Below are 15,020 nucleotides of genomic sequence, written 5' to 3' on the forward strand. Positions count from 1 at the left end.
GGAGCAAAAGATGAAAAGTACCTTTTTAGCATGGATATTACGGATGCCCCTAATAAAGCGCTGGGCGCTAATGCATTCAATTAAGTCAGAAAATATTGCTGAACACTCACACCAAGTGGCGGTAATTGCTCATTTACTAGCGGTGATTCGAAACAAATATTTTGACGGTAACATCAGCCCAGAGCGCGCTGCGACAATCGCACTTTATCACGAAGTGTCTGAAACCAAGTTACAAGACATTAATCACGTCACAAAATATCATAACGCGGCATTAACTACAGAATTTAAGAAGCTTGAAGAATTAGCCGAATTAGAATGTTTACATAGCTTGCCTGAAGCATTACGAGATGAATTCAAACCGCTATTAGTGCAATCTCAAGTGGAAGTAGAATACAAAAAGATTGTGAAAGCAGCGGATTTAATTTCAGCCTACTTAAAAGCCAGCGATGAGCTAGATTTTGGCAATAAAGAGTTTTGCCATGTAAAAACTCGACTTAACGGCATGCTAGATGAATACCGCGAACAATTACCTGAAGTGGCTTTTTTCCTCGACACATTTGAAGAGCATTGTTTTGTTAGCGTTGACAAACTAGCAAGTGACGATCACTAACTTTAACGTGCCCCCAATACACTTTGCTTGATGAAGTAGCTAAAGGCATTCAATTTTAACATTTTGAGAAGGTGTCCACTAAAACGGTGAAAGACTATTGTCCTTGTTAAACAGCTTATTATGTGAATATTAAAGGCATAGTACCTAAATATGTTAAAAGATTAAGATCTAAATACGAACTTCAACCGTATTCTATTATGAGAAATATTTGAGAAAGTGAGCATGTTATGAACAATTTTTCATTTCGACTATATGAATACTACAAATATATTTTTGATTCAAAGAAAAACCCACTTAGACATATTCCTGACCCTGTCAGTCGATTTTACATAATGACAATTTTAGCTAGTATGTGGAGTTTTTCTTTTGCTATTTATTTTGGAAGTATAATTTACTTCGGAGTTAACTTAGCAGCCCATGCGATACTGCTACTGATGTTTTTTTTCACAATGGCAATATTTTACGATGCGGAGAAAAGTAAGTCTTCGTGGTTGTTAAAACTACGTAGAGATAACAGCTAACATATGAAAATTATTAAATACTATGTGATGAAACTATTCACATAACGGCCCATTCAGGGGCTAAAAATTGTGGGTTAAAATTTTTGCGAAGCAAAATCAGCCCGCGATTTTTTGTCCCTGTTAAATTGCTTGTTATGTGTATTTACTACTTACCTTTCCCAGTAAATAGGTTAAATAAGTCTACTAAAATAGAAGATAATTGGCTTGCTGAGTCTCTGTTTTTATTGGCTTCTTTATACTCTTCTTCTGCTACCTGAGGCTGACCTATAGATTTATAATATTCAGCCGCTTTAACGTTATTTTCCGCTTGCTTTTTAAGACTTGTACTAGAAGCGCAACCTGTCATTAATAAAATAAAAACTAACAAAATTATTTTACTTTTTATCATAATAATACTTCTTCCCTGAGTTCAACACTCTATTTACTTATACACATAACGCCCACAATAATGGGCAAATTGTTGTTGGCTAAAATAAGCGACGAAGGAGCAAACAGCCAACTGTTATTTGTCCTGATTTAGCAGCTTGTTATATTCTTTGTGCTTTGCAAAGGCAGTCGCCATAAAACTAACCATAACAATGATAATTAGTTGAGCTATTGATTTTGCAACATCTAAACCTTTAATTGATAACTCATTTGATTCTTGCTCTGCTGATAGGCGTTGATAATAAATTGCTTTCAAAACATCCAAGTCTTGTTTTTCAATTGCTAATTCATATGCTTTCTTTTCAAGCTCTAAAGTGTCGTTGTGAGTGTTTTTAACATAGCTTACAGATATATATTCATCTTGATATTTTATGTAGGGAATTTGTTCAAAGAAGATAATTAAAAAAGAAAGCAAAGTTACAATTGTTCCGCAAATATAAAATCCTTTTGAATGCACCGTACTCTCCGAGAATATAACGCCCCAATAAGGGGCTGATAAATGCTTGGCTAAACTTGTGTAGCGAAGCGGAACCGAGCCAAGCTTTAGCAGTCCCGCACTTAATTGGCTTGTTATATACCTTTACCACCAAAACCCTTTATTGATTTATAAAGTCTATGCCCTGAAAGGAGAGCTAAAATCAATATCACAACCCAAAAACCAATAGGATCTTCGGAGATATTATAATTTCCCATTTTTGCAGCATTACCAATAGAGCCTTTTACTATTCCTGAGATTGCCAAGAATGCAAAAACTAATGAAAGAAATAGATTACCCCATGCCCATTGAAAAGCTTCCGATTCTTTTTTGGTCATTTTTTTAGGTGATATTTTAATATCACCATTTTTTATACGAATAGCAATTTGCTCTTCGATTATTTTGACCCGCTCAGGGTAAGCATTTTCGTCAATATTTTCTCTGCAATCCCTTAGCTCAGATAAAGAATATTTTGTGTAGTCTACTTCCATGTTTACCTAGGTATATAACGCCCAAATAACGGGCTAATAATGCTTGGCTAAACTAGTGAGCGCAGCGAACCAAGCCAAGCTTTGTTAGGTTTACCAATTCGAGAAAATTTCTTCTTCTCGTTCTTTCAACCAAGATACAAATTTCCACATTTTTACTGTTGGTTCTAAATCAAAGTTTTTATAATTTACCAATGCCCGCATTAACATCTGTGCAGCTAAAGGTTCAGATACTTCGACTTTATGTTCTAAATCAGGGAAAGAATGCCCATGCTTAAGTTCATTTCTAATTTCATTAGCTTTTCGAGCAAATTGCCCGAATGAAGCATCAGAATCATATTTTTCCTGAAACCACGGATGAAGTTCAGCCAGTATATTTTCCATTCCATTGGCATGAAGTATATTTCCTAGCATTTCCTCGGCAGCTCCAGCTAGTGTTAGAGTGCTAACAAAGTCACGTTCATCTATAAAAAGATCTATGGCTCGCTCAATTTGTATGATTGCTAATTCAGTCTTGGAAAAATACATGTAAACCTAACGCCTTACTAAGAGGCAAATAATAGTTGGTTAAAATAAGCGACGAAGGAGCAAAAACCAACTGTTATTTGTCCTTTTGAGTGACTTGTTATATGCATATTCATCTATTATAAAAAGCAGCTTCCATTTCTTTTATGAACTTTTCAGACATAGCATAACCTAAAGAAGGTTTGTAAAACTCAAACTGTTGTTTGGTTAATAGTTTAGGTAAATATGGCCAATATTGTTTGTTGCGCCCTATATCTTCGAGAAAACCACAAAGCACAGCTTGATGTGGAGTATCTTCATATTTTGTGCTTATGCACCATGAGAAGTATTGCTTTACGTGCTTAATGTATTCATTATCGCCACTCTTAAGCGCATCTAATAACCGATATTCAATATAGCACCAAGCCTCACCCGGACCGCCTGACTCTTCAATGTCTTGTTTAATTACAGGAAATAAATCAATCGCGACTCTTCGCCAAGTACTCATAGCTATCCTTGCATATAACGCCCTGTTAAGGGGCTGATAATGTTTGGCTAAAATGTGTAGCGAAGCGAAACTGAGCCAAACTTTAGCAGTCCCGCACTTAAACAGCTTGTTATAAATACTTACTCAAATAGCACAAAAATTCTTTTATCTGAATGTTGTAAATATGCGTATTTTAACTCTAATAAATGACCTGCTAGATCCATAGAATTAACATCCGTATTCTCCCAAGAAACTTCGTCAGACCAGTTTACAGCAACATCTTTCAATACTTCATCGTCAATTGTTGTGATTGCTTCAGTGAAATTTAACGGTAATAACCAAAGACAATCACTTAGAGCAGAACTGGTGCAATTAAAGCAGCCTAATAAGTCGCTTATTTGGTTCTTGGTAAAGAAACCTCCACCCAAAATTGAGGACTCAGATATTTCTTCAAAGCTACTGTAATCGCAATCACTAATTGCTGCGAAGAATGTTACGTCCAAACTCAATCCTTTAGGTATTTATAACGCCCATTTAAGGGGCTGATAATAGTTTGCTAAAATTGTGACGCGAAGCGAAACCGAGCAAACTGTTAGCAGTCCCGCTTTAAATTCTTGTTATGTGTTTTCATCATCCGTAGTGTAATAGTCGATACTTGAACGAATAGATGATTCAAAGAACTCAGTGTGTTCCTTAATAAAAGACTCTAAATCCACAGGTTCTTTTTCCGACTTAATCGCATAATATCTAGCGGCGTAACATGCCATAGTGTACATAAATGATGAGTTAACCTGAGGAATTGATATTTCGCTTTCCTTAGCAATTGCACTCTGCATAAACTCCTCTACAATTTCGTAGAATTTATCTTCCAAATCATCGTCAATATCCATACTTTTAAAAACTCATAACGCCCTGTTAAGGGGCGGATAATAGTTGGCTTAAAATGTGGAACGAAGTGGAACCCAAGCCAACTGTTAGGAGTCCCGCTTGAACAGCTTGTTATGTGTTTTTTACACTTATCTTGACTGCTTTGCTTTTGCCTGACGTAAAGCCTTGCGTTCTTGCTTACTTGGAATATTTTCACGAGTAGAAAGAACGGACTTTATATCTTGATATGCTTTCTTCCACTGCGGAGTATTTTTAAACTCAATTCCATTATGCTTAGCCGTTTGATGTTGATCTGATAATTCAAACGACTCTTCACATTTTAATAAAGCATTTCTTCGACTCATCAAAGTGCCAGTATGCATCTCTTCCAAGTCAGTTTTTGATATTACATCTAACTTTTTAGACACTCACAACTCCAGAAACACATAACGCCCTGTTAAGGGGCTGATTAATGTTTGGCTAAAATGTGTAGCGAAGCGAAACCGAGCCAAACTTTAGCAGTCCCGCTTGAACAGCTTGTTATGTGCTTGATTCACATAGCTGTTTTACTATTTTTTGTGCTTCTGTAGAGCTAATGCGACCTGCTTTAATATATGCCAAATTATTAGCATCTGAATCTGAGCATACTATTGAAAGCACTTGATCATAAATAGCTTTATGAAACTCAATTTCTCTAGAGTGTTTTTGAAGCAATTTATGATTAACACCATTAGCTTCATGACCATCTAAAGCATAGCTGTGATAGAAGTTATCGTATAATTTTACGAATTGCCAAAAATCTAATTTCCCATCGGCACAATCAAGAGCTAGAATTTTGTGATTATTTAATTGCTCGATTAATTCTTCTTCCGGTGAAGCCATCGCTAATTCCTTGAAGCACATAACGCCCACATTAAGGGGCGGATAATGCTTGGCTATAATTTGCGAGGAACGAGCGTCAGCCAAGCATTAGACGTCCCTTCCTTTAATTGCTTGTTAGGTAACTTAATCGCTGAATATTTCTTCACCGCAGTTTGGACATATACTATTCTCGTTGATTTCATTCAGAGCATTTTTATCTATGTCACTCATGCAATTTGTGCAAACTATATCTAAGTCCTTTGTTAGTTTTTTCAGCTTCCTAGATACTAAAAATGGCGGTAAAGCCATGCCAATGATAAGGAAAATCATCAAATTGCTATTGGCTGACTCTGACAGTAGTTCAAGCTTAAATACAATGATTGACGAGACAATTAGTAACACAGAAAAAATCACAGCTAGACTTAGCAATTTTCTGCTTTTCATACTAACTCTGTTACCTATTTCACGAATTTCAGATTTTCTCATGAGCTTGAATAGTTACCTAACGCCCTGTTAAGGGGCGGATAATGCATGGCTACAATCGTGAGGAACGAACGCCAGCCATGCTTTAGACGTCCTTACCTTAAACAGCTTGTTATGTGGCTGGCCACTTCGGCTCTTCATTTTCACCATACAACACGCCAAAATTAATATTTGTTAGTTTATTAAAACTGAATTGAAGTTCTAGCCATTCTTTTTCAAAAGTTACAGATACAAAAGAGCCATAGTCATCAATTGTCGGTTCTGTATCTAATTCCATGCGTAAAATTGATAAAACTTCAGGCATAGACTTACCAATAAGTTGGTGCCCCAATATTGTCACGTTTTTATTGTGAACTTCGATCCAGCTAAGGCGATGATCATTTTCAATTTCAAAGGATAACTCGACTAGAAGCTCGTTGAACTGTAGTCGTTTATTTTCTTCATCGGTAAAGAACGTTTTATCAGGGTTACCTAGTAAGGCAATTACTTGTTGTTCTGTATGACCAAACAGAATTGAGTCAACTCCATAACCTAATTTGATTTCCAATGCTTGATTCCTTCAAAGCCACATAACAGCTTATTAGGTCTTAATTTTTTTAAATTTTATATTAAAACAACAAGTTAGATGTATGATTAATTAATCATGTAGACACGGTGTAGTCATATTATCTCAAACTATTTTGTAGGATGTTTGATTGTTGTAGCTAGCTAGGTGGTTAAAACACAAGGTCTATTAATGGTTAGTTTCCACATGTAAGTTACTCCCTATCATCTGTACAGTGTCAGAAAGGAGCGTTAAAAATTGATATTGAATAGCGAAACGTGACGGATAAGTTAACTTCAATAACAATTAGTATAAGTTGGTATATAGCTTCTGCTGGAAAAAGTAGTCAAATATTATAAGAATTTAATAAACCATATTGTCAATTAGAAATATCGACCCTGTAACAGTTTAAATTCTGAATACATTTATGCTTTCACAATCTTATGATATTTATCAAAAAAATCTGAAACTTTGCCTACAGAGCTATGTAAAAGTAGAGCTTCATCTGTCGTCAGATCTAATCTTTCGAATATTTTTCCATCACTAAACACAGCTTCATAACGATATAATTGCTCTGCGATATCTTTATCCTTATATACCGCCGAATTTTTTATGTAATCAACAACATCTTGAAACTCAGTAAATGCCACTGTTTTACCTACAAATATACTCGTAATCTTATATTCAATAGGAATAGCAGCGATTCCAGCCTTAATTTTATCAATATAAGAGTTAAATACTGATTGCCCTATTGTAGAAATCAGGTTATCAAATATTACTTTTTTAGATGCTTTATTTATTTTGCTTACAGCAAACTCTGCGATTTTAGATTTTTCTTCCTCTGATGCTTTTTCGCCATGTTCCATAGGTATACCTGCTTTAGCCCATGATGCGTATATAAATGTCTTAGGTATGTAAAACAAGTCAATTCCTCTCCCCTTAATAAATTCTTGAGCGGGAGCTGTGAAATCGCCAGCAGCAAGAATCCCAAGAATCCTAGCAGTCGGATAAGTCTCTCCCATAGGGAGCAATTTCCCCGAATCATCTCTAGCTTTATCTCTAGAGTGTCCAGCTCTTCTTCTCCAAAATGTTTCAAAAAAGGCTAAAGGGATACCTTTTTCATCATCAGTACCACCTAACTCCAAAACAAAATCATAATCTACTTCGGAACCATCTAAAGCTTTCCATATTATTTTCCCTTGTCTGCATTTTCTATTTTTAAACCTATGATCAAGGTACAAATTTAAGTCTTTAGCAACTCTGCTTAATAAATATGTTGCTAATTCTTCCTCAAACCAATCACCGATTAATTGACCTATTTTATGTCCACTTGAAGCCAAATTTTTACTCATAAGTAGTCCTTAATATGATTTGCTATAGCTTTTGCTAATAAAGGTGGAACAGCATTTCCTACCTGATCATCTTGTGTAAGATACTTAGCTTTTCTAGTCAAATTTCCAAAAAATTGATAATCATCATCGAAACTTTGTAGTCTTGCAGCTTCTCGAGTCGTAAGCCCTCTTGGTTCCCAAGGATGTATAATGTCAGTCCTAAAATTACAAGTTATAGTTCTCGATGGAGTTGTTTCGTTTAACCGAAAAACATTGTTCTTTTTCGTTCTTAGGTGCTCAGGCAATGATCTAATATCGCCTCCTTGAGGCATATGGGAGTATCTTTCTACAATTTTTTCACTATGACGAGTGGCTCTTTGATTAAAAAGATAACCTGGCTTTCTATCGCCTCTAATTAATTCTTGAAAATCATTTTTAAAAAGTTGATTCTTTGCTTCTTCTTCACCTTCACCTTGTCCTATTTTAGGTAAATTAGACAAGGCTTCCCCAACTGTTATATGAGGCTTCAAAATGCCTTTAAATAACTCCATGCTTTTTGAATTTAGTGAGTCATGAGTAGGTAGTGGCAAACCAATTCTTTGTTTATGACGAGATCCTATTAATATAAACCTTGGCCTAGCTTGAGGAACCCCATAATCAGCTGAATTCAGTATACCGTGGGATATTTCATATCCAATTCGAGAAAACTCTGAGCAGATTGCTTCAAGAACTAGTCCTCCTTGCATTGATACTAAACCAACAACATTTTCGAATACGAAGATATCAGGTTTCAGTATATCAACAATACGTACATATTCTTTAAACAAAAGGTTTTTAGGATCATCAACAAGCCTTCTACCTGCGAGGCTAAATCCTTGACATGGTGGACCACCAATTACAACTTGAATATTAGTATTATCAGTCAATGCTAATAGTTGATTTTCTTCAATATCGCTTACATCAGAACAAATTGCAGGAGTATTTGGATGATTATGTTTAAATGTGTCAATTGCTTGCTTATCGAAGTCAACAGCTAAAACAGTTTCAAACCCACCAGCCTTTTTAAAGCCTTCTGTAAAGCCACCTGCTCCGCAAAACAAATCAACAGTCGTAATTTTGCTCAAAGAAACCTCTGAATAGTTAATAGCGAAATAATTTTTTCAGGGAGATTTATACCACAATAAATACTTAAAAAGTAAAGTCGTTGAATATATATCTGAATTTTTCAGAAGATAGATTATTAAGTATCCATTTTAAGTTTTTTAGTAAATATTTATCCGTTACAGTCTTTCATAGACTTCGTCATTAGTGACAATATACGTATAGAAAAAATGCCTATAGGTCACTCACTAAATCAGATGCGAACATTTCTTTTAGTTTGCTTCAGCTGTATTAGAGAATAAAAGAGCTAATGTCTTATTAATGTTTGTAATGATAATCAACAGTACATTCTTTTTAGGCTGAAAGAGTCACATAGTACAGTTATTTACAGAACTCCAAGTTATCACAAACTACGTTTGCTCTTTCTAAACGCCAACTGAAGAATCGAGTTAATATTCGATGACCTTTAAACATTAGTCCCTTAATAGTTTGAATAATGTTTCCATCATAAAAGCCTAGTTTGCATTCACCCGTTTCACTATCAAATGAAGCATCATAGGCAAGCTTAATCGGCTGGTCTTTTCGCTTAGAAAATACCCCACCCATTGCATTAATATATTCGTGCCATTTACTTTCATCTGCGGCTTTTCTGGCTTTTTCAATAATTTCATCTAGTCCAAGTGACTGCTTTAATCGTCTTAGCTCACGCCATACAGAAACACTCGCACCACCAATTTGCTGAAACTGACGTATACACCAACAAGACGCCCACGCATCAACACGTTGTGCTGCGGTGATTGGATCTTCACCATAAACGCCTTTGTCTAGTCCTTCACCATCAATATTCTTTGAAACATACTTGGCAATATAACCTGTGGCACTCCCTTTTTTAGGGTCTATCATTTTAAAGTCACAACGATTTTCTAAAGCACCTTTTTCATCACCATCTTCTTCTAGTGAGTAATGGCTGATTGTTTGCTTTACCTCATTAATATGTTGAGGCTCAACAAACAACAGGATATGCCAATGGGGCGTACCATCATGCTGAGGCTCTGCCACTCTAAAGCCATAAGGCTTAATATCTTTTCTATTCCAATGCGCTCTTATTCTTGACCATAACGTACATAAGTATTGATTCCCCATGTAAGGAGTTAAGCTTTGATATTTAGTGTTGCGCTGCCCTGATTTGGCATATGCCGCGTGATATTTTGAAGGACACGTTATGGTAATAAATATGCCCTGATGACCATGTGTTTTTGATAGTTCTTCAAAACCTCGCATTCGTACCATTAATTCTGCTTTCCTGACGGCTGGATTTGATACATTTAAATCAGATAATTCCTTTAATGAAAATTGCTGACCGATATCATTAATCACATACATAGAGCTGAGCATTTGTTCGTTACGCAAACGTTGCTGTTTTCTTTTGGTAACAGTCAAATCGCTGGCATAAATTTGGTTGTTTTTATGAACAAGATTCAATTCTATTGCGGCTTGCTCATACGCTTGGTTAAAAATTTTCCGTAATCGTCGATTCCACCAATTTTTGTCAATCATTCGCTTTATTGCGCCCAACTCCGTTACGCCTTTTTCCGAAACAATTGGCGCCTTAATTCGAAACGTTTGGCAATAATCCGAGAGTATTCGGTAAATTTCGACTGAATTTGACTCGCAAATTTGCGTTAACGGTTCAAAGCGCTTCGTTACGTTACGGAACGGATCGTTACGGGCATTTCTTTTATTGGGTGAATCGCCCAAATTTGGAAATGTGTTTTCAATTTTCGACAGAATTCGCTGGATTGCTTTTGAATTTGGGTCAGTGTTTTGAATAAATGGTTTTAGCTTTCGAAAAAGCGATTGAATTTGGATTTCAAACTCGACTCGTTTTGTCGGTTCGTTAGCGGAATTTTCTATCGTTTTTTTGAGTTCAAATAGGACATCCGAAAATTGAGCCAAATTTGGAATGCTACTTTTCAAAACCAATTCAATTTGATCGGTTATATATCCCAAATTATTGGAAGTATTAGTGCTTTTACTCAAATCAAGTGTTTTTTTGTTGTGATAGAGTGCTATTCGTCTACACCGATCTGCACAATCACTCGAAATTGTTCTGATTTCATTGTCATCGACCGTCATGGAGTGGCGAAGCTTTTCAGGAAGTAAGCTGACAATCTTTTTTATCGTATTGAGAACATATAGATTCCTTTCTCGTCTAGCCTTCAGTTTAAAAGCATTACTTAATACGAGCTGTTTAATAGAGTCGGGAACTTTATTAAGCTCCCAAAACATAAATTCGACATCAGCCCTGTCAGCAGGACATTTATGAACCTCCTGTGCTAAAAACGGGTTGTCTTTAAACACAGGAGCCAGTTTATTAAGTTTTAGCTGTAAGCTATCCGTTTGAGCATTCATTTTTGTAATTCTCAAACACTGATTGACCTAGTTCACTAATAGTAAAGCGCTTGTATTCGACGCCTTGTCGAAAGTAAGGTTCTCCAACAATTAAACCTTTTGCTTTCAAGTCTCGAATAGAGCCCAACTTAATTATTTGTCCTAACGGTTTCGATGGTAGTAATTTTCCAAACTTAGCACATGGCTCTACACATAAATCCAACTGCAATCCATCATTGAATATCCTTAAATGTGCGTAATTATTATTAGTTAACTTTCCTGAAAGGATTTTATTACCTTCATCAATGAGTTGGTGGTCAAAGTTCATATCCATTACGCCACTCCTTCACTCGTTGAATAACATAAGTTATCTTCAAGGTACTTCTCGATATCTTGCAACCGATATCGAATAGCTCTTGCTCCCACTTTGATAAAGGGAATTCTCGCGCCAGCCCACCTGTCTCGTTCAAGGAAGGCTTCGCTGACACATAAAATTTCAGCAGTTTCTTTTGTGTTTAATAGTTTAATTTTCATCAATATTTACTCGTTGTTTAAAAGGAACGAGTAAAGTTTTGATCATGTATTAATTGGTTTGAATGACGCTAGGGGGTACAGGTATACCGCTAGGGGGTAGCGGTATATTCGTAACTATATTGGCATTTTCCACTTTCCATTTTTAAAGTCGCCAATCCACTTGCTAAATTGATGATTTTTTTCTTCTGCCTCAGATAAAAGTAATAATTCACTTTTCTCAGTTTCGAGTTCAGCCTCAATTATCATGCCTGCTTTTCTGGCGGAGAATTCAGTATAGTTTTTCAAATAACGCTTAATAACTTCAACTTTCAAAGGCTCCATATGCTTTGCTTTAGCATTGCCTCCCGCACTTCCTAATTTTGCATTGTTATTATTTTTATCAAATAGACATTCGGCACGTGCAACACTATCAATAACTTCTTCTTTTAACTGTGCAATATTACTTTGTACCGTTTGTTTGAAATACGCCTTTAGTGGTTCCTCGTAATTATCAATTTCTGAAGGTGCATGGAGGATTTCTGCTGATTGCATTAACGTTAATGTGGCGAATAGCTCACCCCATTGGATGCTTTTTATCTGTAGTTCATTTAGGTCAAAATAATCCAATAATAAATAGAGTGACCTTCCTTCCGATAATACCACTGACTTTCTCGTACTTGATGTATCAAGTAGCTTCATCGATAAACTTTGTAGAAGGTTTTCACCGATCCTCAGCATAGAAGTAACTGCTTTTGATAGCTCAATTATTTGCTTATCTGATCGCTTTATCAAAATATCTCGTGCAATATGAGTAGCATCACATACGTCTTCATCTGGCTCGAAACTCATTGGTAAAAGATCAGACCTTTCAAAAATATTGCTATGTCGTGCTCGCACATTTTCTATGCTTATTGCTTCTTTAGCTTCTTGCTTTATTTTATCTTGATACATAATCATCCAAATTAATGTTGCATTGCTCTTTGAAAAAGTCGGTTATACGTTGCATTGGTGCACGTAGCCGGTCATGGTTAGCAATAATATATCCTTCGGTCACATCTGAGCCGTTTTTATGGTTAACAAGTCGCTTGATAGCATACGCTGATATATCTAACGATTCAGCGACGGTTATAAATGTCCTTCGTAAGTCATGAAAGGTGAATTTAATGCCTGATGATTCTGTTAGGTATCTTAGTGCTTTTTCGGGGTATGCGAGGAATTTTGCTTTCCTTGATGAAAATACATAGTCATTCGTTCTAAAGCGTAATCGATAATTCAATATTGAAATCAGTACATCAGATAATGGTAGCGTTAACGGTTCCTTGTTTTTGGTGTCGGGTATATGAATAGAGCCTTCTTCCAAATCAACATTGTCCCAGGTTAAGGTAGCCGCTTCATTTTTCCGTAACCCTGTCAGTAATAAAAATAAAAGGTAATCTGCCGCAACATGATGCGACTCTGCGCCTGTATTGAATTTCATATCTTGCAGCGCTTCGTACCACGCTTGCAGTTGATGTGGTTTAATGACGTTTTGCCGTCTTGGCTCCCTAGCCCAAGCATTAAGTTGTCCTAATCGCTCTACAGGGTTATGTGGAAACAGGCTGTTACCGCTATTATCTTCATATTGCCCTTTAGCAAACTTATAGATAGCACTTAAAACTCGCATAGCAGTATTCGCATATGAAGGACTATGGCTCGATAATAATTGTGCATGGCGCTTTGCCACCATATCTTTAGAGATATCAACTAGCCGTTTATTCTTCCAATCCGCTAACTTACCGTTTAGATACATCTCGTACTGCACATAGGTCTTTTCTTTTAAGTTAGACTTCACCCGACGGTAATCCTGCCACACTTGCCATAACGTCATTTGCTCCGCTTCGGCTTGCTGCCTTTTCGCTATGGGATCAATACCCGTTGCAATTTCGCCTAAGTATTTCTGAGCTTCTTTTCGTGCAGTTTCTACGGTGATCTCTGGATAGCGACCAAGTGTTATTCGTTTGAGCTTTCGGTTAATGCGCTTTTCTAATACAAACGCTTTACTGCCTCCTACAGTGACGCGAACAGCAAAACCTTTTAGCAGATTATCACGGTAAAAAGCTTGTCCTGATTCGGGCAGTTCAACCTTGTCTACAAAAGACTTGGTTATTTTGCATGTAGACATAGTGTAGTCATGATATTTAAAAGAGTGGTGAGCTATTTAAAACAAGATAAAGGTTAAAAGTCAATTAAAATAAGGGCTTTAAGGGTGGGTCGTGTTTATTAAAAAGCATTGAAACAACTATAAATAAAACAGCTTATTAGAAGGCAAATTGCCTTGTTTAAACAGTGCATTTTGCCTCCTTTCTACAAAATTATTAATACTTATTATGCACTAAGCCTATAAATTCTCTAGCTTAATTTTATTTTGCCTCCTTTCTCCGTTGTGGAAAGGGGGCAATTTGCCTTGTATCCTGCATTTTTGTTAACGACCACAAAGCTGTATAAATAAACAGTTATCATATAAAGAATTATAAATGTGTATTCTTGCGCTATAACATCATGAGCATTGTTTAAAGGGTTTGTTTCGAACTTTTTAGGGCTGGTACATTTACGTATCTAGAAGGGGAGCTTTAGCAGAGCATTCCCCTTTTAGTTTATAGAAAATATATGATTATTCCGCATCATATATAACTGGAATTCTCATCGACTCTCTTTTGATCATGTTTATTGCTATTTGAGTATCCACCTCATAGAAATCATTAGGGCAAGCACTAGTTCTCAACGCATGCATAATACGATCTTTTGCATCGTTAGGTTGATTACAATAGGTGTTATACAAAATAGCATAACTGCCTGGCATTCTTGTATTATTTACAAGTTCGGTTACATACTTTTCAGGTGATTGATTAGTAGAAACGAATTTAACGACACTTTTCATAATTGAGTGTTGAATGACAAACAGGTTACCACTTGATGCTGATAAACCTTCTTCACTGTCATTTAAATTGCCCATGCCCCAATTCTTCCTTAAGGTTAGTCTTTGGTGTCAAAGCCTTTGCACCATTTTAGCTGTATTATAAGCCTACTTTAACTGCAATCATATGCTTATTATTGCCAGCTAGTAATTGTTTTTAACATGCATACATTTTAAATGTTTCATAAAGTAAAGAAATTCTACACCAGTCACACTAACCCAGTAAGCCAATCAAAAGTTAATACTGTGGTAAATATTTTTAAGCTGACTAACCCAATAAATAATATGATTAACAGTGCTTTTAATTTTTTACTTTTTAAATTGTGCCAATACGCAAATTTTGCTTGGACTTCCTTCTTTAATTCATCGATATCACTTTGCATACGTAACTCCTTGTTTAAACAGACAACTTAAACAAAACTTACAAAATGAACAAACAGAGATTTGTAAGTCGATATTATTGTA

At 36.0% G+C, this 15,020-nt stretch carries 20 protein-coding genes; 1 reads left to right on the forward strand and 19 read right to left on the reverse strand.

Annotated elements, in window-relative coordinates; all coding sequences use genetic code 11:
* The first annotated feature begins 10 nt into the window (after window positions 1-10).
* Window positions 11-610, forward strand: a complete 600-nt coding sequence (yfbR, locus tag HII17_RS13360; RefSeq protein WP_169075870.1) for a 5'-deoxynucleotidase — start codon at window positions 11-13, stop codon at window positions 608-610.
* Window positions 611-1,276: 666 nt separating this feature from the next.
* Here yfbR and HII17_RS13365 read toward each other — a convergent pair.
* The 19 genes from HII17_RS13365 to HII17_RS13455 form a co-directional block, all read right to left on the reverse strand.
* Window positions 1,277-1,519 carry an outer membrane protein assembly factor BamD gene (locus tag HII17_RS13365; RefSeq protein ID WP_169075871.1) on the reverse strand — a complete coding sequence of 81 codons (243 nt, stop codon included), beginning with the start codon at window positions 1,517-1,519 and terminating at the stop codon, window positions 1,277-1,279.
* A 114-nt stretch (window positions 1,520-1,633) separates the two neighbouring features.
* Window positions 1,634-2,014: a hypothetical protein gene (locus tag HII17_RS13370; protein WP_169075872.1), complete on the reverse strand. Its 381-nt coding sequence runs from the start codon at window positions 2,012-2,014 to the stop codon at window positions 1,634-1,636.
* Window positions 2,015-2,127: 113 nt separating this feature from the next.
* Window positions 2,128-2,523 carry a hypothetical protein gene (locus HII17_RS13375; protein WP_169075873.1) on the reverse strand — a complete coding sequence of 132 codons (396 nt, stop codon included), beginning with the start codon at window positions 2,521-2,523 and terminating at the stop codon, window positions 2,128-2,130.
* 90 nt (window positions 2,524-2,613) lie between these two features.
* Window positions 2,614-3,048 carry a hypothetical protein gene (locus HII17_RS13380; RefSeq protein ID WP_169075874.1) on the reverse strand — a complete coding sequence of 145 codons (435 nt, stop codon included), beginning with the start codon at window positions 3,046-3,048 and terminating at the stop codon, window positions 2,614-2,616.
* Window positions 3,049-3,157: 109 nt separating this feature from the next.
* On the reverse strand, window positions 3,158-3,532 hold the full coding sequence (locus HII17_RS13385; RefSeq protein ID WP_169075875.1) for a hypothetical protein: 375 nt from the start codon (window positions 3,530-3,532) through the stop codon (window positions 3,158-3,160).
* Window positions 3,533-3,651: 119 nt separating this feature from the next.
* Complete coding sequence (locus HII17_RS13390; protein ID WP_169075876.1) at window positions 3,652-4,014, reverse strand: hypothetical protein; 363 nt, start codon at window positions 4,012-4,014, stop codon at window positions 3,652-3,654.
* Window positions 4,015-4,128: 114 nt separating this feature from the next.
* Window positions 4,129-4,401, reverse strand: coding sequence for a DUF3144 domain-containing protein (locus HII17_RS13395; RefSeq protein ID WP_268969159.1), 273 nt, complete (start codon window positions 4,399-4,401; stop codon window positions 4,129-4,131).
* Between the two features lie 126 nt (window positions 4,402-4,527).
* On the reverse strand, window positions 4,528-4,806 hold the full coding sequence (locus HII17_RS13400; protein ID WP_169075878.1) for a hypothetical protein: 279 nt from the start codon (window positions 4,804-4,806) through the stop codon (window positions 4,528-4,530).
* 112 nt (window positions 4,807-4,918) lie between these two features.
* Window positions 4,919-5,260: a hypothetical protein gene (locus tag HII17_RS13405; protein ID WP_169075879.1), complete on the reverse strand. Its 342-nt coding sequence runs from the start codon at window positions 5,258-5,260 to the stop codon at window positions 4,919-4,921.
* A 574-nt stretch (window positions 5,261-5,834) separates the two neighbouring features.
* A complete protein-coding gene (locus HII17_RS13410) occupies window positions 5,835-6,269 on the reverse strand; it encodes a hypothetical protein (RefSeq protein ID WP_169075880.1) in 435 nt (144 codons plus the stop codon).
* A 422-nt stretch (window positions 6,270-6,691) separates the two neighbouring features.
* A complete protein-coding gene (locus tag HII17_RS13415; protein WP_169075881.1) occupies window positions 6,692-7,618 on the reverse strand; it encodes a hypothetical protein in 927 nt (308 codons plus the stop codon).
* A complete protein-coding gene (locus HII17_RS13420; RefSeq protein WP_169075882.1) occupies window positions 7,615-8,721 on the reverse strand; it encodes a DNA cytosine methyltransferase in 1,107 nt (368 codons plus the stop codon). Before HII17_RS13420 ends, HII17_RS13415 begins: the two co-directional genes overlap by 4 nt.
* 358 nt (window positions 8,722-9,079) lie before the next feature.
* Window positions 9,080-11,110, reverse strand: coding sequence for a replication endonuclease (locus tag HII17_RS13425; protein ID WP_169075883.1), 2,031 nt, complete (start codon window positions 11,108-11,110; stop codon window positions 9,080-9,082).
* A complete protein-coding gene (locus tag HII17_RS13430; protein ID WP_169075884.1) occupies window positions 11,091-11,423 on the reverse strand; it encodes a hypothetical protein in 333 nt (110 codons plus the stop codon). Before HII17_RS13430 ends, HII17_RS13425 begins: the two co-directional genes overlap by 20 nt.
* Window positions 11,423-11,623 (reverse strand): helix-turn-helix transcriptional regulator, encoded by a 201-nt coding sequence (locus tag HII17_RS13435; protein ID WP_169075885.1) that lies wholly within the window; start codon window positions 11,621-11,623, stop codon window positions 11,423-11,425. The genes HII17_RS13430 and HII17_RS13435 overlap by 1 nt, the downstream gene beginning before the upstream one ends.
* Window positions 11,624-11,737: 114 nt before the next feature.
* Window positions 11,738-12,553 carry a hypothetical protein gene (locus HII17_RS13440; RefSeq protein WP_169075886.1) on the reverse strand — a complete coding sequence of 272 codons (816 nt, stop codon included), beginning with the start codon at window positions 12,551-12,553 and terminating at the stop codon, window positions 11,738-11,740.
* Window positions 12,540-13,763: a tyrosine-type recombinase/integrase gene (locus HII17_RS13445; RefSeq protein ID WP_169075887.1), complete on the reverse strand. Its 1,224-nt coding sequence runs from the start codon at window positions 13,761-13,763 to the stop codon at window positions 12,540-12,542. The genes HII17_RS13440 and HII17_RS13445 overlap by 14 nt, the downstream gene beginning before the upstream one ends.
* 489 nt (window positions 13,764-14,252) lie before the next feature.
* Entirely contained in the window at window positions 14,253-14,594 is a 342-nt protein-coding gene (locus HII17_RS13450; protein WP_169075888.1) for a hypothetical protein, read from the reverse strand.
* 170 nt (window positions 14,595-14,764) lie between these two features.
* Window positions 14,765-14,938, reverse strand: a complete 174-nt coding sequence (locus HII17_RS13455; protein ID WP_169075889.1) for a hypothetical protein — start codon at window positions 14,936-14,938, stop codon at window positions 14,765-14,767.
* Between the last annotated feature and the right edge of the window lie 82 nt (window positions 14,939-15,020).

The organism is Thalassotalea algicola, from assembly GCF_012932965.1.
Classification (GTDB): domain Bacteria; phylum Pseudomonadota; class Gammaproteobacteria; order Enterobacterales; family Alteromonadaceae; genus Thalassotalea_F; species Thalassotalea_F algicola.

Coding starts and splice junctions, on each gene's coding strand:
- yfbR (WP_169075870.1), top strand. CDS start 11: ATGAAAAGTACCTTTTTAGCATGGATATTACGGATGCCCCTAATAAAG.
- HII17_RS13365 (WP_169075871.1), bottom strand. CDS start 1,519: ATGATAAAAAGTAAAATAATTTTGTTAGTTTTTATTTTATTAATGACA.
- HII17_RS13375 (WP_169075873.1), bottom strand. CDS start 2,523: ATGGAAGTAGACTACACAAAATATTCTTTATCTGAGCTAAGGGATTGC.
- HII17_RS13380 (WP_169075874.1), bottom strand. CDS start 3,048: ATGTATTTTTCCAAGACTGAATTAGCAATCATACAAATTGAGCGAGCC.
- HII17_RS13385 (WP_169075875.1), bottom strand. CDS start 3,532: ATGAGTACTTGGCGAAGAGTCGCGATTGATTTATTTCCTGTAATTAAA.
- HII17_RS13395 (WP_268969159.1), bottom strand. CDS start 4,401: ATGGATATTGACGATGATTTGGAAGATAAATTCTACGAAATTGTAGAG.
- HII17_RS13405 (WP_169075879.1), bottom strand. CDS start 5,260: ATGGCTTCACCGGAAGAAGAATTAATCGAGCAATTAAATAATCACAAA.
- HII17_RS13415 (WP_169075881.1), bottom strand. CDS start 7,618: ATGAGTAAAAATTTGGCTTCAAGTGGACATAAAATAGGTCAATTAATC.
- HII17_RS13425 (WP_169075883.1), bottom strand. CDS start 11,110: ATGAATGCTCAAACGGATAGCTTACAGCTAAAACTTAATAAACTGGCT.
- HII17_RS13430 (WP_169075884.1), bottom strand. CDS start 11,423: ATGGATATGAACTTTGACCACCAACTCATTGATGAAGGTAATAAAATC.
- HII17_RS13435 (WP_169075885.1), bottom strand. CDS start 11,623: ATGAAAATTAAACTATTAAACACAAAAGAAACTGCTGAAATTTTATGT.
- HII17_RS13440 (WP_169075886.1), bottom strand. CDS start 12,553: ATGTATCAAGATAAAATAAAGCAAGAAGCTAAAGAAGCAATAAGCATA.
- HII17_RS13445 (WP_169075887.1), bottom strand. CDS start 13,763: ATGTCTACATGCAAAATAACCAAGTCTTTTGTAGACAAGGTTGAACTG.
- HII17_RS13450 (WP_169075888.1), bottom strand. CDS start 14,594: ATGGGCAATTTAAATGACAGTGAAGAAGGTTTATCAGCATCAAGTGGT.
- HII17_RS13455 (WP_169075889.1), bottom strand. CDS start 14,938: ATGCAAAGTGATATCGATGAATTAAAGAAGGAAGTCCAAGCAAAATTT.